Origin of the sequence: Streptomyces purpurogeneiscleroticus (assembly GCF_020024005.1) — a bacterium.
GTDB lineage: Bacteria > Actinomycetota > Actinomycetes > Streptomycetales > Streptomycetaceae > Streptomyces > Streptomyces purpurogeneiscleroticus.
In genome coordinates this window covers 1-26,554 of the sequence record NZ_NHSG01000229.1, presented here as the reverse complement: position 1 = coordinate 26,554, position 26,554 = coordinate 1, and the positions used below count along the sequence as shown (strand labels likewise).

At 72.7% G+C, this 26,554-nt stretch carries 22 protein-coding genes and 1 pseudogene; 8 read left to right on the top strand and 15 right to left on the bottom strand.

The window, feature by feature from the left end; genetic code table 11:
- The coding region (locus CCS38_RS15020; protein ID WP_223733767.1) for a cobaltochelatase CobT-related protein at nt 1–1,499 on the top strand (1,499 nt) is incomplete at its 5' end.
- Nucleotides 1,500–1,505: 6 nt separating this feature from the next.
- On the opposite strand, the gene pdxR is transcribed toward CCS38_RS15020, so the two are convergent.
- Entirely contained in the window at nt 1,506–3,011 is a 1,506-nt protein-coding gene (pdxR, locus tag CCS38_RS15015; RefSeq protein WP_223733766.1) for a MocR-like pyridoxine biosynthesis transcription factor PdxR, read from the bottom strand.
- Nucleotides 3,012–3,375: 364 nt separating this feature from the next.
- Between pdxR and ald the strand changes: the two genes are divergently transcribed.
- The 3 genes from ald (at nt 3,376) to CCS38_RS15000 (ending at nt 7,845) form a co-directional block, all read left to right on the top strand.
- Complete coding sequence (ald, locus tag CCS38_RS15010) at nt 3,376–4,491, top strand: alanine dehydrogenase (protein ID WP_223733765.1); 1,116 nt, start codon at nt 3,376–3,378, stop codon at nt 4,489–4,491.
- Between the two features lie 82 nt (nt 4,492–4,573).
- On the top strand, nt 4,574–5,944 hold the full coding sequence (locus CCS38_RS15005; protein ID WP_223733764.1) for an aspartate aminotransferase family protein: 1,371 nt from the start codon (nt 4,574–4,576) through the stop codon (nt 5,942–5,944).
- Between the two features lie 404 nt (nt 5,945–6,348).
- A complete protein-coding gene (locus CCS38_RS15000) occupies nt 6,349–7,845 on the top strand; it encodes an amino acid permease (protein ID WP_223733763.1) in 1,497 nt (498 codons plus the stop codon).
- A 45-nt stretch (nt 7,846–7,890) separates the two neighbouring features.
- Here CCS38_RS15000 and secD read toward each other — a convergent pair whose 3' ends face one another.
- Entirely contained in the window at nt 7,891–10,251 is a 2,361-nt protein-coding gene (secD, locus tag CCS38_RS14995) for a protein translocase subunit SecD (RefSeq protein WP_223733762.1), read from the bottom strand.
- Nucleotides 10,252–10,443: 192 nt separating this feature from the next.
- On the bottom strand, nt 10,444–10,839 hold the full coding sequence (locus CCS38_RS14990) for a hypothetical protein (protein WP_223733761.1): 396 nt from the start codon (nt 10,837–10,839) through the stop codon (nt 10,444–10,446).
- Between the two features lie 181 nt (nt 10,840–11,020).
- Between CCS38_RS14990 and CCS38_RS14985 the strand changes: the two genes are divergently transcribed.
- Nucleotides 11,021–11,611 carry a pyridoxamine 5'-phosphate oxidase family protein gene (locus CCS38_RS14985; RefSeq protein ID WP_223733760.1) on the top strand — a complete coding sequence of 197 codons (591 nt, stop codon included), beginning with the start codon at nt 11,021–11,023 and terminating at the stop codon, nt 11,609–11,611.
- Nucleotides 11,612–11,680: 69 nt separating this feature from the next.
- On the opposite strand, the gene CCS38_RS14980 is transcribed toward CCS38_RS14985, so the two are convergent.
- From CCS38_RS14980 to CCS38_RS14955, 6 genes are read right to left on the bottom strand one after another with little or no spacing between them, the layout of a single operon-like run.
- Complete coding sequence (locus tag CCS38_RS14980) at nt 11,681–12,220, bottom strand: arginine repressor (protein WP_223733759.1); 540 nt, start codon at nt 12,218–12,220, stop codon at nt 11,681–11,683.
- A gap of 8 nt (nt 12,221–12,228) precedes the next feature.
- Complete coding sequence (locus tag CCS38_RS14975; RefSeq protein ID WP_223733758.1) at nt 12,229–13,449, bottom strand: acetylornithine transaminase; 1,221 nt, start codon at nt 13,447–13,449, stop codon at nt 12,229–12,231.
- On the bottom strand, nt 13,446–14,369 hold the full coding sequence (argB, locus tag CCS38_RS14970; RefSeq protein ID WP_030251872.1) for an acetylglutamate kinase: 924 nt from the start codon (nt 14,367–14,369) through the stop codon (nt 13,446–13,448). Before argB ends, CCS38_RS14975 begins: the two co-directional genes overlap by 4 nt.
- Nucleotides 14,366–15,517, bottom strand: a complete 1,152-nt coding sequence (gene argJ, locus CCS38_RS14965; RefSeq protein WP_223733757.1) for a bifunctional glutamate N-acetyltransferase/amino-acid acetyltransferase ArgJ — start codon at nt 15,515–15,517, stop codon at nt 14,366–14,368. Before argJ ends, argB begins: the two co-directional genes overlap by 4 nt.
- Nucleotides 15,514–16,542: an N-acetyl-gamma-glutamyl-phosphate reductase gene (gene argC / locus CCS38_RS14960; protein ID WP_223733756.1), complete on the bottom strand. Its 1,029-nt coding sequence runs from the start codon at nt 16,540–16,542 to the stop codon at nt 15,514–15,516. Before argC ends, argJ begins: the two co-directional genes overlap by 4 nt.
- Before the next feature lie 45 nt (nt 16,543–16,587).
- Nucleotides 16,588–17,532 carry an alpha/beta fold hydrolase gene (locus tag CCS38_RS14955; RefSeq protein WP_223733755.1) on the bottom strand — a complete coding sequence of 315 codons (945 nt, stop codon included), beginning with the start codon at nt 17,530–17,532 and terminating at the stop codon, nt 16,588–16,590.
- A gap of 84 nt (nt 17,533–17,616) precedes the next feature.
- Between CCS38_RS14955 and CCS38_RS14950 the strand changes: the two genes are divergently transcribed.
- Nucleotides 17,617–18,342, top strand: coding sequence for a TetR/AcrR family transcriptional regulator (locus CCS38_RS14950; protein ID WP_223733754.1), 726 nt, complete (start codon nt 17,617–17,619; stop codon nt 18,340–18,342).
- 27 nt (nt 18,343–18,369) lie between these two features.
- On the opposite strand, the gene CCS38_RS14945 is transcribed toward CCS38_RS14950, so the two are convergent.
- Complete coding sequence (locus tag CCS38_RS14945; protein WP_223733753.1) at nt 18,370–18,933, bottom strand: GNAT family N-acetyltransferase; 564 nt, start codon at nt 18,931–18,933, stop codon at nt 18,370–18,372.
- Nucleotides 18,934–18,998: 65 nt separating this feature from the next.
- The gene (locus CCS38_RS14940; RefSeq protein ID WP_223733752.1) at nt 18,999–20,222 is read right to left on the bottom strand and encodes a beta-ketoacyl-[acyl-carrier-protein] synthase family protein; all 1,224 of its coding nucleotides are present in this window, start codon (nt 20,220–20,222) and stop codon (nt 18,999–19,001) included.
- Between the two features lie 224 nt (nt 20,223–20,446).
- Here CCS38_RS14940 and CCS38_RS14935 point away from each other — a divergent pair, with 224 nt between their 5' ends.
- Nucleotides 20,447–21,406: a D-2-hydroxyacid dehydrogenase family protein gene (locus CCS38_RS14935; RefSeq protein WP_223733751.1), complete on the top strand. Its 960-nt coding sequence runs from the start codon at nt 20,447–20,449 to the stop codon at nt 21,404–21,406.
- A 63-nt stretch (nt 21,407–21,469) separates the two neighbouring features.
- Nucleotides 21,470–24,055 carry a valine--tRNA ligase gene (gene valS / locus CCS38_RS14930; RefSeq protein WP_223733750.1) on the top strand — a complete coding sequence of 862 codons (2,586 nt, stop codon included), beginning with the start codon at nt 21,470–21,472 and terminating at the stop codon, nt 24,053–24,055.
- 31 nt (nt 24,056–24,086) lie between these two features.
- Here the strand turns inward: valS and CCS38_RS14925 are convergent, their stop codons facing one another.
- The 4 genes and pseudogenes from CCS38_RS14925 to CCS38_RS14910 all read right to left on the bottom strand — a co-directional run.
- Nucleotides 24,087–24,656: a histidine phosphatase family protein gene (locus CCS38_RS14925; RefSeq protein ID WP_223733749.1), complete on the bottom strand. Its 570-nt coding sequence runs from the start codon at nt 24,654–24,656 to the stop codon at nt 24,087–24,089.
- 171 nt (nt 24,657–24,827) lie between these two features.
- Nucleotides 24,828–25,238 (bottom strand): annotated as a pseudogene (locus tag CCS38_RS14920) (GNAT family N-acetyltransferase); the annotation flags it as partial.
- A 142-nt stretch (nt 25,239–25,380) separates the two neighbouring features.
- Nucleotides 25,381–25,578, bottom strand: a complete 198-nt coding sequence (locus CCS38_RS14915) for a DUF1918 domain-containing protein (protein WP_223733747.1) — start codon at nt 25,576–25,578, stop codon at nt 25,381–25,383.
- 192 nt (nt 25,579–25,770) lie between these two features.
- The coding region (locus tag CCS38_RS14910) for a glycoside hydrolase family 10-like protein (RefSeq protein ID WP_223733746.1) at nt 25,771–26,554 on the bottom strand (784 nt) is incomplete at its 5' end.

Genomic DNA, 26,554 nt, shown 5'->3' with positions numbered 1-26,554 from the left:
CGCTGCGGCTGCGCGGCTCGGACCCCCGCCTGCACGCCGAGGTGTGCCCCACGGATGATCCGGCGGCGCGCCTGGTCTTCGAGCTGCTGGAGCAGTTCCGTACGGAGGCGGGCGCGGGCACGGACGGACCGCTGCCCGGCGTACGCACCAACCTCCGGCACCGCTTCGTCCGCTGGTCCCGCGCGTGCGAGGCGTCCGGCCTCACCGAGACGGCGCACGGCCTGCTGCTCTTCACCGTCGCGCACGTCGCGCGCGCCCGGATCACCGGCGAGCCGGTCCCCGCACACGCGGAGGAGCCCATCGAGGCCACCCGCGCCGCGCTCGCCCCGCTGACCGGCCACGACCTGGCCGCGCTGCGCCGGCACCGCGCCGACCAGCGCGCCTTCGCGCCGCACGCACTGTCCCTGGCCCGCGCGGTCGCCGGCCTGCTCGCGACGGCCGACGGACCGGCCACGAAGGATGACGCGGAAGACCCTCCCGAGGACGGCCTCTCCCCCTTCACCGCCCTCCTCGACCTCGACTCCGAGTCCGTCGAGGAGACCGCCACCGCCGCGTCGGGGCGCAGCCGCGTCCTGGCCGACGACCCCGGCGGCTACCGCGTCTTCACCACCGCCTACGACCGCGAGGGCCCCGCCGCCGCGCGCGTCAGGGCCGAGCTGCTGCACGAGTACCGCGACCGCCTGGACCGCCGGATCGCCGCGCAGGGCGTCAACATCCCCCGCCTCGCCCGCGAACTGCAGTTGCTGCTTGCCGTCCCGGCCCGGGACGGCTGGGACGGCGGCCAGGAGGCCGGCCACATCGACGGCCGCCGCCTCACCCAGCTGATCGCCTCGCCCACCGAACGGCGGCTCTTCCGTACCGAACGCACCGCCCCGGTGGCCGACGCGCTGGTCACCTTCCTCATCGACTGCTCGGGCTCGATGAAGGAGTACGCCGAGTCCGTGGCGATGCTGGTGGACGTGTTCGCCCGCGCCCTGGACCAGGCGGGCGCGGCCTGCGAGATCCTCGGCTTCACCACCGGCGCCTGGAACGGCGGCCGGGCCCGCCGCGACTGGCTGCGGGCCGGCCGCCCGCCCCACCCCGGCCGCCTCAACGAACGCTCCCACCTCGTCTTCAAGGACGCGGCCACCCCCTGGCGCCGCGCCCGTCGCGACATCGCGGCCCTCCTCAAGCCCGACCTCTTCCGCGAGGGCATCGACGGCGAGGCGGTGGAATGGGCCTGCGCCCGGGCCGCGGACCGCCCCGAGTCCCGCAGGCTGCTCCTCGTCCTCTCCGACGGCAGCCCCATGGACACCGCGACCCATCTCACCAACGACCGCCACTACCTCGACCACCACCTCCGCGACGTGGTGGCCCGGCACGGAGCCGACACGGAGATCCACGGCATCGGCGTGGGCCTGGACCTGAGCCCGTACTACCGCCGTTCCCGCGTCCTGGACCTCGCGGCCGACACCGGGAACGGCATCTTCCGCGAGGTACTGGGGCTACTGGCCCGCTAGCTTGCGCTACTGGCCCGCCAGCTGGCGCTCCACCAGGCGGCCGAGGATCCGGATGCCCGGGTCGATGGCGTGCAGCGGCGGCGCGGCGAAGCCGATGCGGAAGTGGTTCAGCGGCGGTTCCTCGCCGAGGTGGTAGATGTCGCCGCGCTCGATGAGGACGCCGTGCCGCTGGGCGCGCTCCACCAAGCGCCGGCAGTCGAGCTGCTCCGGCCCTGTCATCCACAGGCTCACCCCGCCCGGTGAGGGCGTCGTGTGCCACGGGAGGTGGGTGTTGACGGCCGTGCAGGCGGCTTCCCATTTGCGCATGAGCTGGCCGCGGTAGCGGCGGACGGCGCGGTGGTACTCGCCGGACTGGATCAGGAGGGCCAGTGCGCGCTGGGTGTGGCCCGAGGGGTGGCGGACCGAGTAGCGGCGCAGGTCGCGGAGTTCGCGGACCAGTTCCTTGGCGCCGACGAGGTAGCCCAGGCGCAGGCCCGGGGCCAGGAACTTGGAGAAGGTACCGAGGTAGACGACCTGGTCGGTGGTGTCCAGGCCCTTCAGGGCCGGGGTCGGGCTGCCCTGGTAGCGGAACTCGCTGTCGTAGTCGTCCTCGACGATGACCGTGCCGCTCTCGCGGACGAGGTTGAGCAGTTCGCGGCGGCGGCCGATGCCGAGCGTGACGTTGGTGGGGTGATGGTGACTGGGGGTGACGTGCAGCAGGTCGACGCCCGCGAGGGTGGGCGGCGGGGTGAGCCCGGCGGCGGTCACGGGGAGCGGCATCAGGCGGGCGCCGGCGCGGACGAAGATGTGGCGGGCGTCGAGGTAACCGGGGTCCTCGACGGCGACGACCGAGCCGGTGCCCAGGAGGGCGCGGGTGAGCAGGTCCAGGCCCTGCTGGGAGCCGACGGTGACCAGGACCTCCTCGGGGGTGGCCTCGACGCCGCGGGCCGGGAGGAGGCGGCTGCAGACCATCTCGACCAGCAGCGGGTCGTCGAAGGCGATGCTGTCCTGGAGGCTGTAGCGGGCGTGCGGCTGGTAGAGGGCCTCGTTGAGCGCGCGGGACCAGTCGCGGGCGGGGAAGGCCCGCAGGTCGACCTGGCCGGCGAGGAAGGGGTACGGATACTCCGCCCAGTCGGCGCGCTTCTCGATGTGCGGGAGGGTGTCCTCGGGGTGGCCGCGCAGCCGTGAGGTCCAGTCGAAGGGCTCGTGCGCGGGGCGCTGCTCGGCGGCGCAGTACGGCCGCATGTCGCGGTTGACGAAGATGCCCTGCCGCACCCGGCTCTCGACGAAGCCCTCGGCGACCAGCTCCTGGTACGCGGCGTTCACGGTGTTACGGGAAAGGCCCAGCTCACGGGCGAGTTCGCGGGACGAGGGCAGCCTGCTGCTGGCGTCGATGGTGCCGACCGCTATGCCGTGCTCGATGGCCTTGCGGATCTGCCGGTACAGCGGTTCGGCGGAGTCCCGGTCGATGTCGATCAGTGTGCGTGGAATGCCTGCCTCCTGCGATGGCGGTGGCGGGGGAACGTGCTGCACCGACGCGTGCGGGCGGGCGGCGCCGACCGGCGTGCGGAGGCGGTACTGCCCCCATCGGATTGACCGGATTCGCCTTGTCGTGGGGTGCCAGCTGACGGGATCGTAACCGCGTCCGGCCCCCCGCCCAAGAGGTCGGACAGGAGAAATTGCCCGGCCCGGTCGGTTTCCGGGCTCCCAGCCCTGGACCCATCAGAAGCCGGGGAACTGGCGCTTACGCCCGGACCAGTTGGCCCCGCACGCTAGCGCCACAACGCATCACGGCACCACGAACGCCACCACGCATCACGACGGAGCGCCGCCGCCCCGGACACCGCATGTCACCGGGCGCCCTGCCCGCGCCCGCCCCTACCGATGGGAGTTCTTCGTGAAGATCGGAATCCCGCGCGAGATCAAGAACCACGAGTACCGGGTGGCCATCACCCCCTCGGGCGTCCACGAGCTGGTCCGCCACGGCCACTCCGTGTACATCGAGGAGGGCGCCGGCGCCGGCTCCTCGATCCCGGACGCCGAGTACGCAGCGGCCGGTGCCACCCTCCTGCGGGACGCCGATCAGGTATGGGCCACCGCCGACATGATCCTGAAGGTCAAGGAGCCGGTCGCCGAGGAGTACCACCGGATGCGCGAGGGGCAGCTGCTCTTCACGTATCTGCACCTCGCGGCCTCCAAGGAGTGCACGCAGGCGATGCTGGAGTCCGGGATCACCGGCGTCGCGTACGAGACGGTGCAGCCCGCCGACGGCTCGCTGCCGCTGCTCTTCCCGATGTCGGAGGTGGCGGGCCGGCTCGCGCCGCAGGTCGGCGCGTACCACCTGATGCGCGCGGCAGGCGGCCGCGGCGTGCTGATGGGCGGGGTCTCCGGCACCTCCCCCGCCAAGGTCGTGGTCGTCGGCGCCGGCGTCTCCGGCATGAACGCGGTGGCCGTGGCCACCGGCATGTGGGCCGACGTCACGCTGCTCGACCTGAACATCGAGAAGCTGCGCGCCGCCGACCGGATGTACCAGGGCCGGATCCGGACTGTCGCCTCCAACGCCTTCGAGCTGGAGCGGGCCGTCCTGGAGGCCGACCTGGTCGTCGGCGCGGTGCTGGTGCCCGGCGCCCGCGCCCCCAAGCTGATCAGCAACGACCTGGTCTCCCGGATGAAGGAGGGCTCGGTACTGGTCGACATCGCCATCGACCAGGGCGGCTGCTTCGAGGACTCCCGTCCGACCACCCACGCCGACCCGACGTACCAGGTCCACGACTCGGTCTTCTACTGCGTCGCGAACATGCCGGGCGCGGTCCCGAACACCTCCACGTACGCGCTGACCAACGTGACCCTGCCGTACGTCCTGGCCATCGCAAACAACGGCCTCGCGGCCGCCGCCGAAGCCGACCCTGCCGTCAAGCGCGGCATCAACGTGGTGGGCGGCCAGCTCACCTACCAGCCGGTGGCCGAGGCGCACGACCTGAAGTACGTCGACGTCGACGAGGTCCTCGTCTGAGGCACGCGCCGGGCCCGCCCGACCGCGGCGCGGGCCCGGACCGTACATCCGCCCCACTCGCCCCCCTTCCGGAAGGATCACCGTGAGCACCGACTCCTCCCTCCGCGCCAAGGCGCAGGCCCACCTCGGCCAGCACTTCACCCGCAACGACGTCTGGCAGGACGAGGGCCTGCCGGTCTTCGTCCGCAGCGAGGGCTGCCACCTCTACGACGAGCAGGGGCGCCGCTTCCTGGACGGCCTGGCCGGGCTGTTCTGCGTCAACATGGGCCACGGCCGCGGCGACATCGTGACCGCCGCCACGAAGCAGATGGAGACGCTGCCGTACTCCACGAACTGGGGCGCGGCACACCCGCCGGCCGTCGAGGCGGCGAGCCTCATAGCCGACCTGGCGCCCGGCGACCTGAGCGTCACCTGGTTCGTCAACTCCGGTTCGGAGGCCGTGGAGACGGCGATCAAATTCGCCCGGCAGTACCACAAGAGCCAGGGCGCGCCGGAGCGCACGAAGATCATCAGCCGGAACATGGCGTACCACGGGGTGACGCTCGGCGCCCTGTCGGTGACCGGCCTTCCGAAGATCCGCGACCCGTTCCTCCCCCTCCTCCCCGGGATCCGGCACGTCCCCAACACCCTCGGCTTCACGGGCGACTGCGGCCCGGCGGACCAGCTGGACTGCGTCCGCGCCATCGAGCAGGCCATCGTCGAGGAGGGCCCGGAGACGGTCGCCGCGGTCTTCGCGGAGCCGGTGCAGAACGGCCGCGGTGCGCTGGTACCGCCGGACGGCTACTGGCGCGAACTGCGCCGGATCTGCGACAAGTACGGCGTGCTGCTCGTCGCCGACGAGGTCATCTGCTCCTTCGGGCGACTGGGCGAATGGTTCGGCAGCGGGTACTTCGGGGTCGTACCGGACATGATCACCTTCGCCAAGGGGTCCACGTCCGGATACGCGCCGCTGGGCGGCATGATCGTCCGGGAGCCGCTGGTCCGCGGCCTGTTCGAGTCGCCGAAGGGCGGTACGTTCACGCACGGCGCGACGTGGGGCGGCCACCCGGTCTCCACCGCGGTCGCGGTCGCCAACATCACCGCGATGCGGGACGAGAACGTCCTCGGCAACGTCCGCACCCTCGGGCCCGAGCTGCGTGCCGGGCTGGAGACCCTCAAGGACCGCTACCGCGTCGTGAAGGACGTGCGCGGCATGGGCTTCTTCTACGCGGTGGAGCTGATGGCCGACAGCGAGACCGGCCGCGAGCTGACCGAGGAGGAGTCGACGAAGGTACTCCGCGAGGTCCTGCCGACCGCCTTCAAGCGCACGGGCGTCATCCTGCGCCCCGACGACCGGGGCGCGACGATGCTGATGATCTCGCCCCCGCTGGTGGCCGACCGCGAGGTGCTCGGCGAGCTGCTCTCGGGCGTGGACGTAATGATCGCGGACGTGCAGCGGAGCGTACTGGGCTGACGCGGACGCCGCGTATACGGGACGGCTCGAACAACCTCGTCCCCCCAACAGGGGGTTACCCGAAGGGGGCGGCGCGGACACGCTCGCGGCGACACGCCCGTGCCCTCGACGCCGACGCGTATACGGGGCGGCTCGAACACCCCCGTCCCCCCAACAGGGGGTTACCCGAAGGGGGCGGTGGGGACACGCGGTGGGCCGGGCAAGGGAGGCGGTGCGGACACGCCCGCCTTCCTTGGCGTACCCGAAAACGATCATCATGCAATGCCGGTGCAACACGCGCGTCATGCGCGCGTTCTAGGCTCCCCTCTGGTACCGCGATATCGCTGGTTTCTGGCGCTTTCTCCGGAGTTCACCGGGCGGCCATCATCCCCGACAATGCCGATTACCCAAGGAATGGGGTCCCCGTGGGAGAGAAAGACACCGAAACCACCGAAAACTCAGGTCTGCGCAGCGAACTGAAACAGCGCCATATGCAGCTCATCGCCCTCGGCGGAGTCATCGGCGCGGGGCTGTTCGTCGGCAGCGGCGTGGTCATCGAGGACGCCGGGCCGGCCGCCATCATCTCGTTCCTGCTGGCCGGCGGGCTGGTCATTCTGGTCATGCGGATGCTGGGCGAAATGGCGGTGGCCCGCCCCTCGGTGGGCTCCTTCTACGCATACGCACGGCTCGCCCTGGGCAATTGGGGCGGATTCACCATCGGCTGGCTCTACTGGTATTTCTGGGTGAATGTCGTGGCGCTGGAGGCGGTGGCCGGCGCGAGCCAGCTGCACGCCTGGCTGCCCGGTATTCCGCTGTGGGTCATCAGCCTCTGCCTGATGGTCATCCTCACCGGGGTCAACATGTTCTCGGTGAAGTCCTTCGGGGAGTTCGAGTACTGGTTCTCCTCCATCAAGGTCGCCGCCATCACCGTATTTCTCGTCCTCGGCCTGGTATTCGTCCTCGGGCTGTGGCCGGGGGCCCATGAAGCGGACGTCTCGAACCTGACCGCGCACCAGGGATTCGCGCCGCACGGCATCGGCCCGGTGCTCGCCGCCGTCATTCCGGCCGTCGGCTTCTTCACCGGCGCCGAGATCGCCGCGCTGGCCGCCTCGGAGTCCAGCGAGCCGCGCCGCAACGTCGCCAAGGCCACCAACTCCGTCGTGCTGCGCGTGCTGCTCTTCTACGTCGGCTCGATCTTCCTGGTCATCGCGATCGTGCCGTGGAACAAGCCGGGGGTGGCGGACGGCCCGTACGTCGCCGCGCTCCAGGAGATCGGCATCCCCGCCGCCGGCACCCTGATGCGGATCCTCGTCCTGGTCGCCGTGCTCTCCTCGCTGAACGCCGGGCTCTACAGCGCCTCCCGCATCGTCTTCGCGCTCACCAGGAACGGCGACGCGCCGCGCGGCCTGACGAAGCTCAGCAAGCGGGGCGTGCCGCGCCGCGCGATCCTCCTCGCGACCACCCTCGGCTATGTCTCAGTGATCATCGCGTATGTCTCGCCGGACGCGGTCTTCTCCTTCATCGTGCACTCCTACGGTGCCGTGGCCCTCTTCGTGTACCTGCTCGTCGCCCTCTCCCAGCTGCGGCTGCGCCGCCGTCTGGAGCGCGAGGACCCGGGCTCCCTCCAGCTGAAGATGTGGTGGTACCCCTACCTGAGCTGGTTCACGGTGGCCGCGATGGCGGTCGTGATCGTCACGATGGCCGTACTGCCGTCCACCCGTATGGACTTCGCGGCCAGCGCGGTCACGCTCGTGGTGGTGCTCGCGGCGTACGGGGTGCGCGCGTACCGGAAGCGGGGGCCGGGCGGGGCCGCGGCCGAGGCGCCCGAAGAGACGCCCGTCGACCTGCCCAGTACGGGAGCCACCGCGGTGTCGGCGTCGGAGGCGCAGACGGAGGCGGAGGCGAGGGCTCCCCGCGCCTGACCGGGGATGCGGGCCGTACCGGATACGGCCCGCACCCCCCGTCCGTCAGACCACCGCCCCCGAGTCATCTGGCCGCCGGGCCCCCGCGCGGCGCCGGGGCCCGGGCGCCGACAGCGCGGACCTGCCCCGCCCGACCGGGCGGGGCGGCGGTGCCGTACTGCGGGCCTCCAGCGAGATCGCCAGCGGCATCGCCGTGAACAGCGACGAGTACGTGCCGACGCCGATGCCGATCAGCAGCGCCACCGCGAAGTCGGTGAGCGTGTCACCGCCCAGCAGCGCCAGCGCGGCCAGGATCAGCACGGCGCCGATGCCCGTGTTCACCGTGCGCGGCAGGGTCTGCAGGATCGCGGAGTTGGCGACCCGGTCGAACGGCGCCTTGCGGTTCGCGCCCCACAGTTCGCGTACCCGGTCGAAGACCACGACGGAGTCGTTGACGGAGTACCCGATGACGGTGAGCAGCGCCGCCAGGAACACCCCGTCGACGGGCTTGCCGAGCCAGGCGAAGACGCCGACCAGGATCAGCACGTCGTGGGCCATCGCGGCGACCGCGGAGGTCCCGAAGGTCCAGCGGAAGCGGGCCGCCAGGTAGCCGAGCTGGGCGAGCAGTGCCACGCCGAGGGCGATCAGCGCGTTGCGGCGCAGCTCGTCCCCCAGGCTCGGTCCGATCAGTTCGTCCCGTACCTTCTCGGTCTTCCCGCCCAGTCCGGCGACGGTCCTGCGGACCTCGCTCTCCTGCGCGGCGGTCAGCTTCTCGGTGCGTACGGTGAGGTCGCCCTCGCCCGAGGAGTTGACCACGGCGCGCGGGAAGCCGGCCTCTGCGAGTGCCTTGCGTGCCGCTCCGGGGTCCACCTGAGTGGCGGTGGCGTACTCGACCATCCGGCCGCCGGTGAACTCCACGCCGAAGTCCAGGCCGCGCAGCCCGATGCCGCCGGCGGCCAGGGCGAGGACGAGCGCGGAGGCGGCGAGCCAGCGGCGCCGGTGGCGCATCAGGTCGGGCGCGCGGCGGGTGAGCCAGATGCGGACCCGGCCCTCGTCGGCCAGTCCGGTGAGGCGTGGTGCCGCCCGTACGAGGTCCCGGTCGAGGGCGAATTCGGCGAGGACCCGGGTGACGACCAGGGCGCTGATCATCGAGGCGAGGACGCCGATGGAGAGGGTGACGCCGAAGCCGCGTACCGGCCCGGAGGCGAAGAAGAACAGCAGTCCGGCGGCGAGGAGGGTGGTGATGTTGGAGTCCGCGACGGCGCTGAAGGCGTTGCGGAAGCCGGCGGTCAGGGCGGTGCGGATGTTCGGCCGCGCGCCGTTGTCCGCGCCGCCGCGCCGCTTCTTCTTGCGGCCCGCCGCGTACTCCTCCCTGGCGCGTTCGAATACGAGGACGTTGGCGTCCACCGCCATTCCGATGGCCAGCACGAAGCCGGCCAGGCCCGGGAGGGTGAGGGTGGCGCCGAGTGCCAGCAGTGCGGCGTAGGAGATCAGCGCGTAACAGCCCAGGGCCAGCGCGGCGAGGACGCCGAGCAGCCGGTAGACGACGGTGATGAAGAGCGCGGTGAGGGTGACGCCGATGACCGCGGCCTCGGCGCTGGCCTCGATGGCGTCGGCGCCCAGCGTCGGCCCGACGGTCCGCTGTTCGATCAGCTCGACCGGTACGGGCAGCGCGCCGCCCTTGATGAGCAGCGCGAGGTCCTGGGCCTCCTGCTGGGTGAAGTTGCCGGTGATCTGGGTGGAGCCGCCGGTGATGCCGGTGCCGCAGGCCACCGACTCGTTGACCTGCGGGGAGGAGATGACCTTGTCGTCGAGGACGATGGCGGCGCGGCGGGCCGGGTCGCCGATCGGCTTGCAGGCGGCGTCACCGGTGAGCTCCGCCCATTTCTGCTCGCCGCTGCCGCGCAGGTCGACGGTGACGTACCAGCCGCTGCCGCGCTCGGCGTCGAAGCCGGCCTCGGCACCGTCGACCTGTTCGCCGGTGAGGGCGGCCGGGCCGACGCGCAGCGGCTGCCCGGACTCGTCGCGCAGGGTGCGCTTGTCCTTGGGGCCGTGGCTCCCGGGGCCCTGCGGGTCCGCGCCGAGTACGGGGTGGAAGGTGAGCTGGGCGGTGCGGCCGAGGACCTCGGCGGCCTCGCGGGGGTCCTGGACGCCGGGGAGTTCGACGACGATGCGGTGCTCGCCGGAGCGGGCGAGGTTCGGCTCGGAGACGCCGAGGCCGTCGACGCGGCGGCGGAGTACTTCGAGTGTGCGTTCCGTGGCCGCGCGGTCGGCCTTCGTGGTGGGCGAGTCCCGGGTCTCCAGGACGATCTGGGTGCCGCCGCGCAGGTCGAGTCCGAGGCGCGGGGTCTGGGTGAGGGAGAGGTAGAGCGACAGGGCGAGGACGGCGAGCGCGAGGAGCGCGCGCAGCCTCGAAGCACGTTTCATGGGAAGGGGCCTCCAGCAGGCGGTGCCGCGCGACTCGTTGCGTACGGGCGCGGCGGAGATCCGTGCGGGCACGCGCGGGCGTGCGGGCACGGTGGGGAACGCCGCGGCCGGTGCGTACGGCAGCGCGGCGGGAAGCACGGCGAACGCCCCCCGCGGCCGGTGGCCGGGTCAGGGGTGCCGTGGTGGGACGTGTTACCTGCTGGAGAGCGGCGGGGCGCGGGCCGGCCGGAGGCCCGCCGAGAACTGGTGCCCGTCGGTGGTGTCCCGGCGCACCGGCAGCCAGGCCAGGGCCCGCGGCCGGGCGGTGTAGCGGCCGGCCGGGCCGAGACCCGGTGCCGGGTGGGCCACGTGCTGTTCGGCCGGCGCGGTGCGGCCGCTGGTACGGAGGACGGCGGGCAGGTGCGTGGGGTGCGCCGAACCGTCGTGCGCGTGCGGCGGGCCCTCCGGGTTCATGGAGACGTACGACGCACGGTCCGCGTACGGGGCCGTCGTCGCGGCCGTGGCGGTGGGGGTCAGTCCGCTGACGACGAGCGCGAAGACCGCGAGCAGTGCCCGCAGGGCGGCCGCGTGGCGCATCCGCCGGTCCATGCCGCTGCCTCCTCGTCCGGCTCGCCGTCGGATGTGCGGATCTGATCGCCGCCACCCGGACGGGTGTCCGGCACACTCTGCCACGGCCGGGAGGTTTTGGAGAGCCTCCGGTGACAGGCGTTTCCGGAGCGAAAGACCCCGGCCGCCCCAACACCGATCCGCCGGGCGGATACTGCTGCGTATGGGGAAAGTTCATGAACGTATCGACGGCAGACTGCGCACCTTCATCGAGGCGCAGAAGATCTTCTTCACCGCGACCGCGCCGCTCTCGGGGGACGGCACGGTCAATCTCTCGCCCAAGGGCCTGTCGGGCTCGTTCGCGGTCCTCGACGAGCACACCGTCGCGTACCTCGACTTCGCCGGCAGCAACGCCGAAACCGTCGCGCACCTGCGGGAGAACGGCCGCATCACGCTGATGTGGTGCGCCTTCGAGGGCCCGCCGAACATCGTCCGCGTACACGGCAGGGGTGAGCCCGTATTCCGCGACGACCCGCGGTGGGAGGAACTGCTCGCGCACTTCCCGGACATCGACGGGTCCGCGCACGGCCTGCGCGCGATCATCGTGGTCACCGCCGAGCTGATCCGTGACACCTGCGGCTACGGCGTGCCGTTCATGACGTACGACGAGGACCGGGAGCTGCACCGCTCGCGGTTCGCGCGCGAGACGGACGAGAGCCTGGACGCGTACTTCCGGAAGAAGGAGTACATCGCGCAGAGCATCGACGGGCTGCCGGGGCTGCCCCTGCCGCTGCCGCCGCTGCCGGCCTCCTGACGCCACTGCCGGCCTCCTGACACGCGTACGGCCCGCTCCCCGGGGGGAGCGGGCCGTGGCGTACCGGGCTCAGCCGTTGCGCTGTGCCAGCCGCAGCAGGTGGTCGGCGAGCGCCTGGCCGCCGTCCGGGTCGCGGCTGATCAGCAGCAGCGTGTCGTCACCGGCGATGGTGCCGAGGATGACGTGCAGCTCGGCCTGGTCGATGGCCGAGGCCAGGAACTGCGCCGCACCGGGCGGCGTACGCAGCACCACCAGGTTCGCCGACGCCTCTGCCGAGATCAGCAGCTCGCTGGAGAGGCGGCGCATCCGCTCCTCCTTGGCGGACTCGCCCAGCGGCGCCTTGGGGGTGCGGAAGCCGCCCTCGCTCGGTACCGCGTAGATCAGCTCGCCGTTGGTGTTGCGGATCTTCACCGCGCCCAGCTCGTCCAGGTCCCGGGAGAGCGTCGCCTGGGTGACGCTCAGCCCGTCGTCGGCCAGCAGCTTGGCCAGCTGGCTCTGGGACCTGACCGGCTCGCGGTTGAGGATGTCCACGATCCGGCGGTGCCGGGCGGTCCGTGTCTGCGGTACGGCAGGGCCGTGCAGCGAATCGTTGTCCTGCGCCTCGGTCATCGTTCTGCTCAGTCTCCGGATCGTCGTTCCCCGTCGGCCGCGTCCGCGGCCGCGTCCAGGACGCCGGGGAGCTTCTGGAGGAACGTGTCCACCTCAGCGTCGGAGACGATCAGCGGCGGCGCGAGCCGGACCACGTCCGGCACACAGGCGTTCACCAGAAGACCAGCGTCCTGAGCGGCCTGCTGCACCTTCGGCGCGTGCGGCCCCGTCAAGACGATACCCAGCAGCAGGCCCGCGCCGCGGACCGAGCCGACCAGCGGGTGCTCCAGCGCCCCGATCCCGTCCCGCAGCCGCTCCCCGGCCCGCTTCACGTGGTCGAGCAGCCCGTCCGCCTCGATGGTGTCCAGAACGGCCAGCGCGGCGGCGCAGACGACCGGGTTTCCGCTGAAGGTGGAGCCGTGCGCGCCGGGCGTGAGCAGCTCGGCGGCCTTCCCGTACGCGAGGGTCGCGCCGATCGGCAGCCCGCCGCCCAGCCCCTTGGCGAGCGTGACGATGTCCGCCTCGACGCCCTGGGACTGCGCCTCCAGCCAGTGCCCGGTCCGGCCGATGCCGGTCTGGATCTCGTCCAGGACGAGCAGGGTGCCGGTGGCCGCGGTGATCTCGCGGGCCGCCTGGAGGTACCCGGCCGGGGGCACGATGACGCCGTTCTCGCCCTGCACCGGCTCCAGGATCACAAAGGCGGTCTCGGTGGTAACGGCTTCCCGCAGCGCCTCGGTGTCGCCGTACGGGACGTACGTCACGTCGCCGGGCAGCGGCCGGAACGGGTCCTGCTTGGCGGGCTGGCCCGTCAGCGCGAGGGATCCCATGGTCCGGCCGTGGAACCCGCCGGCGGTGGAGACGATGTGGGTGCGGCCGGTCAGCCGGCCGATCTTGAAGGCGGCCTCGTTGGCCTCGGCGCCGGAGTTGGAGAAGTACACCCGGCCCGGACGGCCGCCGGCGATCTGCAGCAGCCGCTCGGCGAGCGCGACGGTCGGCTCGGCGACGAAGAAGTTCGAGACATGGCCGAGGGTGGCGACCTGGTCGGAGACGGCGCGGACGACGGCCGGGTGGGCGTGGCCGAGCGCGTTGACCGCGATGCCGCCGAGGAAGTCGAGGTACTCGGCGCCGTCGGCGTCCCAGACCTTGGCGCCCTCGCCGCGCACCAGCGGGATGCGGGGCGTGCCGAAGTTGTCCATCATGGCGCCCTGCCAGCGCTCCGTGAGGCTCTTGTTGCTCACGCCGTTCGTCATGCCGCCCCCTCGTCGTCCTCGTCCGCATCCGGCACGACCATCGTGCCGATGCCTTCGTCCGTGAAGATTTCCAGCAGGATCGAGTGCTGGACCCGCCCGTCGAGCACCCGGGCGTTGTGCACTCCGTTGCGTACGGCGTGCAGGCAGCCCTGCATCTTGGGCACCATGCCGCTCGCGAGATCCGGCAGCAGCTTCTCCAGCTGCTTGGCGGTGAGCCGGGAGATGACCTCGTCGCTGTTGGGCCAGTCCTCGTAGAGGCCCTCGACGTCGGTGAGGACCATCAGGGTCTCGGCGTTCAGCGCGGCGGCGAGCGCGGCGGCCGCGGTGTCGGCGTTCACGTTGTACACGTGTCCGTCGTCGGCGCTCCGGGCGATCGACGAGATCACCGGGATGCGGCCGTCGTCCAGCAGGGCCTGGACCGCGCCCGGGTCGATGGCGGAGATCTCGCCGACCCGGCCGATGTCCACCCGCTCGCCGTCGATGTCCGCGTAGTGCTTGGTGGCGGTCATCAGGTGGGCGTCCTCGCCGGTCATGCCGACGGCGAGCGGCCCGTGCTGGTTGAGCAGCCCGACCAGCTCGCGCTGGACCTGCCCGGCGAGCACCATCCGTACGACGTCCATGGCCTCGGGCGTGGTGACCCGCAGTCCGGCCTTGAACTCGGACTCGATGCCCAGCGTGGCGAGCTGCTTGCTGATCTGCGGGCCGCCGCCGTGCACGACGACCGGGCGGAGCCCGGCGTGCCGCAGGAACACCACGTCCTGCGCGAAGGCGGCCTTCAGCTCCTCGTCGATCATGGCGTTGCCGCCGAACTTGATGACGACGGTCTTGCCGTGGTGGCGGGTGAGCCAGGGCAGCGCCTCGATGAGGATGCGGGCCTTGGGCAGCGCGGTGTGCTTGCGTGCGGTGGTCGGTTCGCTCATGACGAGTACGCGCTGTTCTCGTGGACGTAATCGGCGGTGAGGTCGTTGGCCCAGATGACCGCGGACTCGGTGCCGGCGGCGAGGTCGGCGGTGATCCGGACCTCCCGGTACCGCATGTCGACCAGGTCGCGGTCCTCGCCGACCGAGCCGTTCTTGCAGACCCACACGCCGTTGATCGCGACGTTCAGCTCGTCCGGCTCGAAGGCGGCGGAGGTGGTGCCGATGGCGGACAGCACCCGGCCCCAGTTCGGGTCCTCACCATGAATGGCGCACTTCAGGAGGTTGTTCCGGGCGATGGACCGGCCGACCTCGACGGCGTCGTCCTCCGTCGCGGCGTTGATCACCTCGATACGGATGTCCTTGCTGGCGCCCTCGGCGTCGCCGATGAGCTGCCGTGCGAGGTCGTCGCAGACCTCGGTGACGGCGGCCGCGAACTCCGCGGCCTGCGGGGTCACGCCGGAGGCGCCCGAGGCGAGCAGCAGCACGGTGTCGTTGGTCGACATGCAGCCGTCGGAGTCGACCCGGTCGAAGGTCGTGCGGGTGGCGGCCCGCAGCGCCGTGTCCAGCTCCTCGGCCGGGACATCGGCGTCCGTCGTCAGTACGACGAGCATCGTGGCCAGGCCCGGCGCGAGCATCCCCGCGCCCTTGGCCATGCCGCCGACGACCCAGCCGTCGCGCTCCGCGAACGCGGTCTTGTGCACGCTGTCGGTGGTCTTGATGGCGATGGCGGCCTTCTCGCCGCCGTGCGCGCTCAGCTCACCGGCCGCCTTCTCGATGCCCGGCAGCACCTTGTCCATCGGCAGCAGCTCGCCGATCAGCCCGGTCGAGCAGACCGCGACCTCGCCGGCGTTCTGCCCCAGCACCTCGGCGACCTTCTCGGCGGTCGCGTGGGTGTCCTGGAACCCCTTCGGCCCGGTGCAGGCGTTCGCCCCGCCGGAGTTCAGCACGACCGCGCTGACCTGCCCGGCCTTGAGGACCTGCTGGGACCACAGCACCGGCGCCGCCTTGACGCGGTTGGCGGTGAAGACGCCGGCGGCGGCCAGTCGCGGACCGGTGTTCACCACGAGGGCGAGGTCCGCGTTCCCGTTCTCCTTGATCCCGGCGGCGATGCCCGCTGCCGTGAATCCCTTGGCTGCCGTAACCGTCACGGCGCGACTCCGATCGTGGAAAGTCCCGTGTCCTCGGGGAGCCCGAGGGCGATGTTCATGCTCTGTACGGCGCCACCGGCCGTACCCTTCGCGAGGTTGTCGAGCGCGCAGATCACGATGATCCGCCCGGCGGCCGCGTCGTACGCGACCTGGAGCTGCACCGCGTTCGACCCGTACACGGCCGCGGTGGCCGGCCACTGCCCCTCGGGCAGCAGCTGTACGAAGGGCTCGTCGCCGAACGCCTTCTCGTACGCGGCCCGCAGGTCCTCCCCCGTCAGCCCCGGCTTCGCCTTGGCCGTGCAGGTCGCGAGGATGCCGCGGGGCATGGGCGCGAGGGTCGGCGTGAAGGACACGCTGACCGGCTCGCCGGCCGCGGCGCTGAGGTTCTGGATCATCTCCGGGGTGTGCCGGTGCACGCCGCCGACGCCGTACGGGCTCATCGACCCCATGACCTCGGAGCCGAGCAGATGCGGCTTGGCCGCCTTGCCCGCGCCCGACGTGCCGGACGCCGCGACGATCACGGCCTCCGGCTCGGCCAGCCCCGCCGCGTACGCCGGGAACAGCGCGAGCGAGACGGCGGTCGGGTAACACCCCGGGACGGCGATGCGCTTGGACCCCTCCAGCGCGGCGCGCGCCCCGGGAAGCTCGGGGAGGCCGTACGGCCAGGTACCGGCGTGCGGGGAGCCGTAGTACTTCTCCCAGTCCCCCGCGTCCTTCAGCCGGAAGTCGGCGCCGCAGTCCACGACCAGCACGTCCGGGCCCAGCTCCTCGGCCACGGCCGCCGACTGCCCGTGCGGCAGCGCGAGAAAGACGACGTCGTGCCCGGCCAGCACCTCGGTGGTGGTCGGCTCCAGCACCCGGTCCGCCAGTGGCAGCAGGTGCGGCTGGAGCGCCCCGAGTCGCTGACCCGCGTTGGAGTTTCCGGTCAGCGCCCCGATCTCGACCTCGGGGTGCGCCAGCAGGAGACGCAGGACTTCCCCGCCCGCATATCCGCTGGCCCCGGCCACCGCCGCTCGTACAGTCATCGAACCCTCCTCATTGATGGCATGACTATACGGACTATGGCACGTTTATGCAACGCCGTATGCGGGTGGTGGGGGTGAGTGGCGGGAGGCGTCCGCCAGCCCGCGGATTTCGGCGGCAAGGGTGTCCCACGCGTGCTCCGGGAGTTCATGGCCGACTCCGGGCAGCAGGAGCAGGCGCGCCTCGCGGATCCGGGAGGCGATCGCCCGGCCCGCGGCGGGCTTGATCAGGGGGTCGTCCGCGCCGTGGAGGACGAGCGTGGGGCGGTCGACGGCGCTGATGGGCGGGCCGTGCCACTGGGCGCCGATCTGGCGGCTCTGGGCCTGCCGGTCGCGCAAGCCGCTGTCGGCGTTGCGCTCGGCGGCCTCCCGGGCGGCCCGCTCGTCGAAGGGGCGGTGCGGCGAGGCGAGGAGCCGGGAGACGGCGAGACCGGCCGCGACGGCCCCTTCACGCGTATCGGGGAACCGCAGACGGGCGAACCTCGCCAGCGTCCGCGTCCGTATGTACCGCAGGGTCCGCAGCCCGGAGACGTCCGCGGGGACGGCGGCCATGGTGGTGAGCGTCCGGACCCGGTCCGGGTGGCGCAGCGCCACGCGTTGCGCGACGGCGCCACCGAGCGAGACGCCCAGCAGGTGCGCCGACGGCCACCCCAGAGCGTCCATGACGGCGACGGCGTCGTCCGCCATGTCCTCGGCGGTGTACGCCTCGCCGCGCCTGCCGAACAGCGCGGAGAGGGGGTTGCCCGCGGCGGCGGGCGGCAGGTGGGTCGACTCCCCGCCGTCGCGCTGGTCGTACCGGGCCACCGCGAAGCCCCGCGCGGCCAGCAGCCGGCACAGCCCCTCGGGGACCCACAGCCGGTTGACACCCAGGCCCGTGACCAGCAGCAGCGGCTCGCCGTCGGCCCCTTCGGCCAGCCGGTCGAAAGCCAGTCGCACCGGGCCGTTCTCGGCCCATTGGACCGGGCCCCACGGACTCGTCGGCGATGAGGACACGAGAACCTCCCATAACTGCGATCGATGTTCGCAGTTTCTAGGATAGGGGACGCACCATGGGAACGGGAGGAAGCGGGTGGAGGAGTGGACCGGGAACCGGTGACCGTCTGGGCGCGGCCCGAACGCGGCACCCGCGGCCCGGCGGCGGTGCACAGCCGCGCCGAGCTGGCCGCCGTCGCCGTCGAGCTGGCGGACCGCAGCGGCCTGTCGGCGGTGTCGATGCGGCAGGTGGCCAAGGCGCTGGGCACCGGCCAGGCATCCCTGTACCGCTACCTCGCCGGCCGGGCGGATCTGCTCGACCTGATGACGGACGCGGTGACGGGAGAGATCGACCTCGACGTCCCGCTCAGCGGTGATCCCGTCGCGGACCTGGCCGCCCTGGCAGCCCGCACCAAGGCCGTCCAGCTGCGGCACCCCTGGCTGGCGGACATCCCGCCGGAACCGCTCCGGCTGGGCCCTCGGGGGCTGGACTACCTGGAGTACGCACTGCGCGCGATGGCACCCGCCGGGCTGCCGGGCGGGACCGGGCTGGAGGTCGTCGCGCTGATGAACGCCCTGGTCGCGCAGTTCGCCCGGACGGAGCTCCAGGCCGCCGGCGCGGACACCGGCCGCCGGGCGGCACAGGCCGCCTATCTGAGCGCGGCGGCTGCCCGGGGAGAGCATCCGCATCTCGCGGCCGCCCTGGCGGAACGGCCCGGAGCCGGCCCGGCGGAGGACCCGCAGGTCCTGTTCGAGCGGACGATGCGCCGGGTGCTCACCGGGCTCGTGGGGGAAGGTCCAGGAGCAGCACCGTCCCAACAGCCCTCATAGCCCCGGCAGCCCCCTCCAGCAGCCCCTCTAGAGGCCGAAGGCGGCCGCGTACTGGATGACCCCGGCGGGAACCGGCCGTGCGGGCTCCGCGTCGGGCGCGTCCAGCGGGAGGGCCATCATCGCCTCGTCGGGGACCTCCATCGGGGCGCTGATGCCCCAGCGGGAGGCCGGGCGGAACCCGAACCGTGGGTAGTAATCGGGATGCCCGAGCACCACCACGAGGCGCTCGCCCCGCGCCCGCGCGGCGTCGAGCGCGGCGCGGATGACCGCGGAGCCCGCCCCTCGGCTCTGGTGCGCGGGCAGCACCGCGCACGGGCCGAGCGCCAGCGCGGGCTGCCCGGCGATGTGGCAGCGGCTGAGCAGCGCGTACGCGGCCACCGTGCCGTCCGGGGTCTCCGCCACCCACGACAGGCCGTCGAGCCACGCCTCCCGGTCGGCACGCAACGCGTCGACAAGATCGGCCTCCTCGGCGAGGGGGAACGCGGCGAGGTTGACCTGCCGGACGGCGGCGGCGTCACCCGGCGCCTCGGGACGGGTGCGCCAGGAGGCGGAGGCGGTGGCGGTACGGGTCGTGGGGGTACTGGTCGTCATGGCCGCCATTCTTGGTCACCGGGGGCCCCGGAGGCGACGACAAAAATGGGGGCCGGTGCCGGGGCTCAGGGCGCCGGCGTGAAGACCAGCGACGCGTTGTGGCCGCCGAAGCCGAAGGAGTTGGTGAGGGCGGCCGGGACGGCGGTCCGGCGCGGGGCGCCGGTGACGACGTCGAGCTTCACCTCCGGGTCGAGCGTGTCGACATTCGCGGTGGCGGGCACGACGCCGTCGCGTACCGCGAGGATCGTCGCGAGCGCGCCGAGGGAGCCCGCCGCGCCGAAGAGGTGACCGGTCATCGACTTGGTCGCGGTGACGGCCGGGTGGGTGCCGATCGCCTCGGAGACCGACTGCGCCTCGGCGAGGTCGCCCTTGGGCGTGGAGGTCGCGTGGGCGTGCACGAGCCCGATGTCCTGCGGCGTGAGCCCGGCCGCGGCCAGCGCCCGGCGCATGGCCCGGACCTGGCCCTCCGGGTGCGCGGCCGTGATGTGGAAGGCGTCCGAGGTGACGCCGGCCCCCGCGAGCGTGGCGTGGGCGCGGACCGCCCGGGCGGCGGCGAACTCCGCGCGTTCCAGTACCACCACGGCCGCGCCCTCGCCGATGACGAAGCCGTCCCGGTCCACGTCGAAGGGGCGGGACGCCCGCTGCGGCTCGTCGTTGCGCGTCGAGTGGGCCCTGGCCTGCGCGAAGCCCGCCATCGTCAGCGCGCAGACACACGCCTCGGCGCCGCCCGCGACGACCACGTCGGCGCGGCCGAGCCGGATCAGGTCCAGGCCCATGGCGATCGCCTCGGCCCCGGAGGCGCAGGCGCTGACGGGGGTGTGGGCGCCGCCGCGCGCCCCGAGTTCGATGCTGACCCAGGCGGCCGGGCCGTTGGCCATCAGCATGGGGACGGTGTGCGGCGACACCCGGCGCACGCCGGACGCCTCCAGCACGTCGTCCTGGCCGAGCATGGTGAGCGCGCCGCCGGTGCCCGTGCCGATCACCACGGCCAGCCGCTCCGGGTCGACCTCGGGCGTGCCCGCGTCGGCCCACGCCTCGCGCGCCGCGACGAGCGCCACCTGTTCGCAGCGGTCCATGCGGCGGGCCTGTACCCGGTCCAGCACCTCGGCCGGTTCGACCGCGAGCCGGCCCGCGATCCGGCCGGGCAGCGCGGCCGCCCACTCCTCGTCGAGCGGGCCGATGCCGGACTGCCCGGCCAGCATGGCGTTCCAGGTCGACGCGGCGTCCCCGCCGAGCGGCGTGGTGGCGCCCAGGCCGGTGACCACGACGTTGTCGGTGTCCATACTCATGAGCGAGCTCCGTTTGTAGTAGAGATACAACGCCCCGCGTGGCCGAGGGATCCGCTCACGGGGCGAGTCGTCGACTCACCACCCACCCTGCCAAGGGGATTGAGCGGATACAGGTGGCGTGATCAACGGAGTCCGGTCGTGGGATATTGTTGAGTCTCCACACAACCAGGAGCAAGATCGACAAGGTACGACCGGCCGGGGGCCGGGTCCGACGGGAGGCTGGAATGAAGCTGCGGTGTGCGGTGCTCGACGACTACCAGGGCGTGGCGCTGTCCGTGGCCGACTGGAGCGCGGTGGCCGGCGACGTCGACGTACGCGTCGTACGGGAGTACATCGGCGACCGGGAGCGGCTGGCCGAGGCGGTCGGGGACTGCGAGATCCTCGTCGTGATGCGGGAACGCACCCCGTTCCCCGAGGAGTTGTTCGCGCGGCTGCCCCGGCTGCGGCTGCTGATCACCTCCGGTATGCGCAACGCCGCGATCGACCTGGCGGCGGCGGCCCGGCACGGCGTGACCGTGTGCGGCACGGCCAGCAACTCCGAGCCGCCGGTCGAGCTGACCTGGGCGCTGCTGCTGGGCCTGGCCCGCGGCCTCGTCCGGGAGAACACCGCGCTGCGGGAGGGCGGGCCGTGGCAGAGCACGGTGGGCGCCGATCTGTACGGGCAGCGGCTCGGGCTCCTCGGACTGGGGAAGACCGGGACGCGGGTGGCCGCGGTCGGGCAGGCGTTCGGCATGGACGTGGCGGCGTGGAGCGAGAACCTGACGGACGAACGGGCCCGGGCCGCCGGGGTGCGGCGCCTGGCGAGCAAGGAGGAGCTGCTGGAGAGCAGCGACTTCGTCTCCGTGCACCTGGTGCTCGGGGAGCGGACGAGGGGCCTGCTCGGCGCCGCGGAACTGCGGCGGATGCGGCCGACGGCGTACCTCGTCAACACCTCGCGGGCCGCGATCGTCGATCAGGACGCGCTCGCGGAGGCGCTGCGCGGCGGGTGGATCGCGGGCGCGGGGGTCGATGTGTTCGACGAGGAGCCGCTGCCCGCCGGCCACCCGTACCGGTCGCTGCCGAACCTGCTGGCCACGCCGCACCTCGGCTATGTGACGCGGCGGAACTACGAGGGGTACTTCCAGCAGGCGGTGGAGGACATCGCGGCGTTCGTGACGGGGTCGCCGGTGCGGCAGCTCGGCTGAGGGACCGGCGGCAGCGGGAAAATGACGGGCCGCGCGACGGGGGTGTATCTAGCATGAGGGGGCATGACGCCCCCTCAGTTCCCTCAGCGCCCGCGCGGCGTTCCCGAGCGGCCCGTTCTCGACGGACTGGAAGAGAAGTGGTCCTCCCGGTGGGAGGAGTCGGGCGTCCATGTATTCGACCGGTCCGCCGAGCGCGAGCGGGTCTTCTCGATCGACACCCCGCCGCCCACGGTCAGCGGCTCCCTCCACATCGGCCATGTCTTCTCGTACACCCACACCGACGCGGTCGCCCGCTACCAGCGGATGCGCGGCCGGGAGGTCTTCTACCCGATGGGGTGGGACGACAACGGGCTGCCGACCGAGCGGCGGGTGCAGCATCACTTCGGGGTGCGGTGCGACCCGTCGCTGCCGTACGACCCGGAGTTCACCCCGCCCGAGAAGCCCGGCAAGCGTCAACTACCCATCTCCCGGCGGAACTTCATCGAGCTGTGCGAGCGGCTGACCGCCGTCGACGAGCAGGCTTTCGAGGAGCTGTGGCGGCGCCTCGGCCTGTCGGTCGACTGGACGCGGACGTACCGCACGATCGGGGAGACGGCACGGCGGGTCTCCCAGTACGCCTTCCTCCGGAACCTCGCGCGCGGCGAGGCGTACCCGGCCGAAGCGCCCACGCTGTGGGACGTCACGTTCCGTACGGCGGTTGCCCAGGCCGAACTGGAGGACCGGGAGCGGCCCGCCGCCTACCACCGGCTGGCGTTCGCGGGTACGGGCGAGGCCGCCGGCGCGCCGCTCCTCGTCGAGACGACGCGCCCCGAGCTGCTGCCCGCCTGCGTCGCGGTCGTCGCGCATCCGGACGACGACCGCTATCAGGAGCTGTTCGGGAAGACGGTCCGCACCCCGCTCTTCGACGTCGAGGTCCCCGTCCTCGCGCACCGGCTCGCCGACCCGGAGAAGGGCACCGGCGCCGCCATGATCTGCACCTTCGGCGACACCACGGACGTCACGTGGTGGCGCGAGCTGGCGCTGCCGACCCGCCCGGTCATCGGCTGGGACGGCCGGTTCGCCGCCGAACCGCCGGCCGCGCTGGAGAGCGAGCGGGCCCGGGCCGCGTACGCCGAGCTGGCCGGGGCCACCGCCTTCACCGCCCGCGAGCGCGTCGTCGCCATGCTCCGGGAGCGCGGTGAACTGATCGGCGAGCCGCGTCCGGTCAGCCACCCCGTGAAGTTCTACGAGAAGGGCGACAAGCCGCTGGAGATCGTCACCACCCGCCAGTGGTACCTCCGCAACGGCGGCCGCGACCCGGAGCTGCGCGCGGAACTGCTGCGGCGCGGCGCGGAGCTGCGCTGGCACCCGGACCGGATGCGCGTCCGGTACGAGAACTGGGTCGGCGGCCTGAACGGCGACTGGCTGATCAGCCGGCAGCGGTTCTTCGGCGTGCCGATCCCGGTCTGGTACCCGCTGGACGGCACGGGCGCGCCGGACTACGACAAGCCCCTCGTCCCGGACACCGCGGCGCTGCCCGTTGACCCGAGCACCGAGGCGCCGCCCGGTTACACGGAGGCGCAGCGCGGCGTCCCGGGCGGCTTCGTCGGCGATCCGGACGTCATGGACACCTGGGCGACCTCCTCCCTCACCCCGCAGATCGCGGCCGGCTGGCCGGCCGACCCCGACCTGTTCGCGCGGGTCTACCCGATGGACGTGCGGCCGCAGGCGCACGAGATCATCCGCACCTGGCTGTTCTCCACCGTCGTCCGCGCGCACGCCGAGCACGGCACGCTGCCCTGGCGGCACGCCACGATCTCCGGCTGGATCCTCGACCCGGACCGCAAGAAGATGTCGAAGTCGAAGGGGAACACCGTCACCCCGCTGGACCTGCTGGCGCAGCACGGGTCCGACGCGGTGCGGTACTGGGCGGCGAGCGGGCGCCCCGGCACGGACACCGCGTTCGACACCGGCCAGATGAAGATCGGCCGCCGGCTGGCCACCAAGATTCTCAACGCGAGCCGGTTCGTCCTGGGGTTCCCGCCGGTCCCGGAGGGCACGCCGGTCACCGAGCCGCTGGACCGGGCGCTGCTCGCCGGGCTGGCCACCACGGTCGAGGAAGCCACCGCCGCCTTCGAGGACTTCGACCAGGCCCGCGCCCTGGAGCACACGGAACGGTTCTTCTGGCGCTTCTGCGACGACTATCTGGAGCTGGTGAAGGACCGGGCGTACGGAGCGGAGGACGCGGCCGGTGGTACGGGGGCCGGGGCGGCCTCGGCCCGGGCCGCGCTCACCACCGCGCTGGACACCCTCCTGCGTCTCTTCGCGCCGGTGCTGCCGTTCGTCACGGAAGAGGTCTGGTCGTGGTGGGCGACCGGCTCGGTGCACCGCGCGCCCTGGCCGGCGGCGGACCCGCTGCGCGCGCTCGCGGGCGGCGCGGACCCCGCGCTGCTCGACACGGCGACGGAGGTCCTCACCGCGGTCCGCCGGGCGAAGTCCGCCGCGAAGGTGTCCATGCGGACGACGGTGGCGGGGGCGGTGCTCACCGGGCCGGCCCCGGCACTGGAGGCGTTCGCCCTGGTCGCCGCGGATGTCCGCGCGGCGGGACGGATCGCTCGTACCGAAGAACGCCCTGGACCGGCACCGCTCACGGTCGACGTCACGCTCTGAGCACGGACAGCGGCTCCGAGGACGGCAGGGCTCAGGACGACAGGACCAGGGTCCAGGAGCCCGGGTGGCCGTGCAGGGCCGTGAGGGAGAGCGGGAGGACGTCGAGGCGCCAGTAGGCGTGCGGCGGGACCTTGAGGGCGTAGATCAGGGCGGCGCGGATCACGCCGGGGTCGGCGACGGCGAGAGCGCTGCCGCCGTCGCCGACCGGCCGGGTGTCCAGCCAGTTGCCGACCCGGATGATGAACGCGAGCAGGGACTCGCCGCCGTGCGGAGCCGTGCGCGGATCGCCCAGCCAGGCGTCCACGGCCTGCGGCTCGGCGGCCGCCACGTCGCGCAGCGTGCGCCCGCGCCACCGGCCCATGTCGCAGTCGCGCAGCGCGGGCTGCACCAGTGGGGTGAAGCCGAGGAGCTCGCCGGTCTCGCGGCTGCGGGCCGAGGGCGAGCAGTAGCGGAGCTCGGCGGCGGCCAGCGGGCTCAGGGCGGGCGCGGCCCGCTCGACCTCGTGCCACCCCAGCGCGTCCAGCGGCCGGTCGTCGTCGAAGCGCGCTTCGAGCAACGAGGAGCTGCGCCCGGCAGCGACCAGCGTGAGGCGAACAGTCATTCGATGATGGTAAGAGCGCTCTCGCCGCCGGGAACCCTTCAAGTCACATATTTACGGGGCATGTTCGGCATTGGCGGCCGGAGCGTGATGTTCCGCCCCGGAGACCGCGGGCTGCGCGCTTTCCGGGGCCCCGAGCGCCCCTTCCGAGGCCCCGAGCGTCCCTTCCGGGGCCCCGAGCGTCATCCACTTCTCGGTGTCCGCGACCCGCCGGAAGCCGACCCGCTCGTAGACGCCGTGCGCGTCCTCCGTGGCGAGCATGATCCGGCGCAGTCCGCTGGGCGCCAGGTGGTCGCGGACGGCGGCGGCCAGCGCGCCGCCCAGCCCCTTGCCGCGCGCGGCGCGGTCGATGTAGACGTCGCAGAGCCAGGCGAAGGTGGCATGGTCGGTGACCACCCGGGCGTACCCGACCTGGCGGCCCGAAGCCGTCTCGTACACCCCGAAGTTCAGCGAACCGGCGAACGCCCGGTCCTGCTTCTCACGGGAGCGGCCGAGCGCCCAGTAGGCGTCCGTGGCCAGCCAGTGGTGGACCAGGTCACGATCCAGGCGCGCGGGGTCGGTGGAGATGGTGTAGCCGTCGATCATGGCCGGAGCCTGGCACACGGTCACCGGACCGTCGAGCGGATTTCCGGCACCGTGCGCACCGCAGCCGCCCCGCCCGGCAAGGGCCCGGCGGTCCCCCGCCGGGCCCCTTCTGTCACTCGCTGTCGGTCGCTGTACGCCGCTGTCAGTCGTCCGCCATCTTCTCGTGCTGTACGACGGTGTCGGGGCCGGGCGACATGATCGCTTCATGGCCGTCCTGGAAGCGGACGCGGTACGGCGGGGTCCCACTCTCCCCGAGTACTTCGACGACCTCGGCAACCCGGTCGTGCTGGCCGACGACCCTGCCGTGCATCAGCAACCGGTCGCCTTTCTGGGCCTCCATCAGAGATGACCTCCATCCGGATGGTCGGGATGCGCCCGGACTTGCCGGCACGCAGTCGTCGCGGGCGCTGAGCCGTGCCGCTGGAGGAGCCGCGCGCCCTTGGGGCCAGTTTAGGCCCGGAGGCCGTTCCGGGCGCCGCCTGCGATCGGCCATCGGCGTACCGGCGCCGTACCGGCCGCGGGTCCGGCCCGGTCAGCGCGGTGGCCGCACCCGTGACGGATAGTGGTCGGCCACCACCCGCGCCATCGCCCCCGTACGGTCCGTGGCCACCTCCTTCGCGGAGAAGTAGACGTTGCCGCGCACCTGCCGGTAGCCCGCGTCGAAGGTGAGGTGGCGGGAGAGCTCTTTCGGGTTCTGCCAGGGTGCCGGCTGGGCCGGGTCGCCGGCCTTGTAGAGCGCCTCGCCGATGTAGAGGTGCACGCGGGTGCCGTCCACGGTCCGCGCCCACCAGGGCACGAGCTTCGCGTAGTCGGCGGCGGCGAAGCCGATGTTCCAGTAGACCTGCGGGACGACGTAGTCCAGCCACTCCTCGCGGACCCACTTCCGCGTGTCGGCGTAGAGATCGTCATACGTCTGTACGCCCGCTCGGGTGTCGGACCCCGTCGGATCGGTGCTCTTGTTGCGCCAGACCCCGAACGGGCTGACGCCGAAGCGGGCCGTGCGTCGGGTGCTGCGGACCCGCTCCCCCAGCTCGCGCACCAGCCGGTCGATGTTGTCGCGGCGCCAGCTCGCCCGGTCCGGGAAGCCGTCCCCGTACTCCTCGTACGCCGCGTCGTCGCCGAAGACCTGGCCCGCGACCGGATAGGGATAGAAGTAGTCGTCGAAGTGGACGCCGTCCACGGGGTAGCGGCGCACCGCGTCCATGATCGCGTCGAGGACGAAGGCGCGGACCTCCGGGAGGCCGGGGTTGTAGTAGAGCTTGCCGCCGTAGGGCAGCACCCAGTCCGGGTGCAGCCGGGCGGGGTGGGTGCTGCCC

What these genes read in the sequence shown, in the direction of transcription:
- valS (WP_223733750.1), top strand. Translation starts at nt 21,470, where the DNA reads ATGACGCCCCCTCAGTTCCCTCAGCGCCCGCGCGGCGTTCCCGAGCGG.
- CCS38_RS14915 (WP_223733747.1), bottom strand. Translation starts at nt 25,578, where the DNA reads ATGGAGGCCCAGAAAGGCGACCGGTTGCTGATGCACGGCAGGGTCGTC.
- CCS38_RS14925 (WP_223733749.1), bottom strand. Translation starts at nt 24,656, where the DNA reads ATGACTGTTCGCCTCACGCTGGTCGCTGCCGGGCGCAGCTCCTCGTTG.
- CCS38_RS14935 (WP_223733751.1), top strand. Translation starts at nt 20,447, where the DNA reads ATGAAGCTGCGGTGTGCGGTGCTCGACGACTACCAGGGCGTGGCGCTG.
- CCS38_RS14990 (WP_223733761.1), bottom strand. Translation starts at nt 10,839, where the DNA reads ATGGACCGGCGGATGCGCCACGCGGCCGCCCTGCGGGCACTGCTCGCG.
- CCS38_RS14980 (WP_223733759.1), bottom strand. Translation starts at nt 12,220, where the DNA reads ATGACCGAGGCGCAGGACAACGATTCGCTGCACGGCCCTGCCGTACCG.
- CCS38_RS14975 (WP_223733758.1), bottom strand. Translation starts at nt 13,449, where the DNA reads ATGACGAACGGCGTGAGCAACAAGAGCCTCACGGAGCGCTGGCAGGGC.
- CCS38_RS14985 (WP_223733760.1), top strand. Translation starts at nt 11,021, where the DNA reads ATGGGGAAAGTTCATGAACGTATCGACGGCAGACTGCGCACCTTCATC.
- CCS38_RS14940 (WP_223733752.1), bottom strand. Translation starts at nt 20,222, where the DNA reads ATGAGTATGGACACCGACAACGTCGTGGTCACCGGCCTGGGCGCCACC.
- secD (WP_223733762.1), bottom strand. Translation starts at nt 10,251, where the DNA reads ATGAAACGTGCTTCGAGGCTGCGCGCGCTCCTCGCGCTCGCCGTCCTC.
- argC (WP_223733756.1), bottom strand. Translation starts at nt 16,542, where the DNA reads ATGACTGTACGAGCGGCGGTGGCCGGGGCCAGCGGATATGCGGGCGGG.
- CCS38_RS14945 (WP_223733753.1), bottom strand. Translation starts at nt 18,933, where the DNA reads ATGACGACCAGTACCCCCACGACCCGTACCGCCACCGCCTCCGCCTCC.
- argB (WP_030251872.1), bottom strand. Translation starts at nt 14,369, where the DNA reads ATGAGCGAACCGACCACCGCACGCAAGCACACCGCGCTGCCCAAGGCC.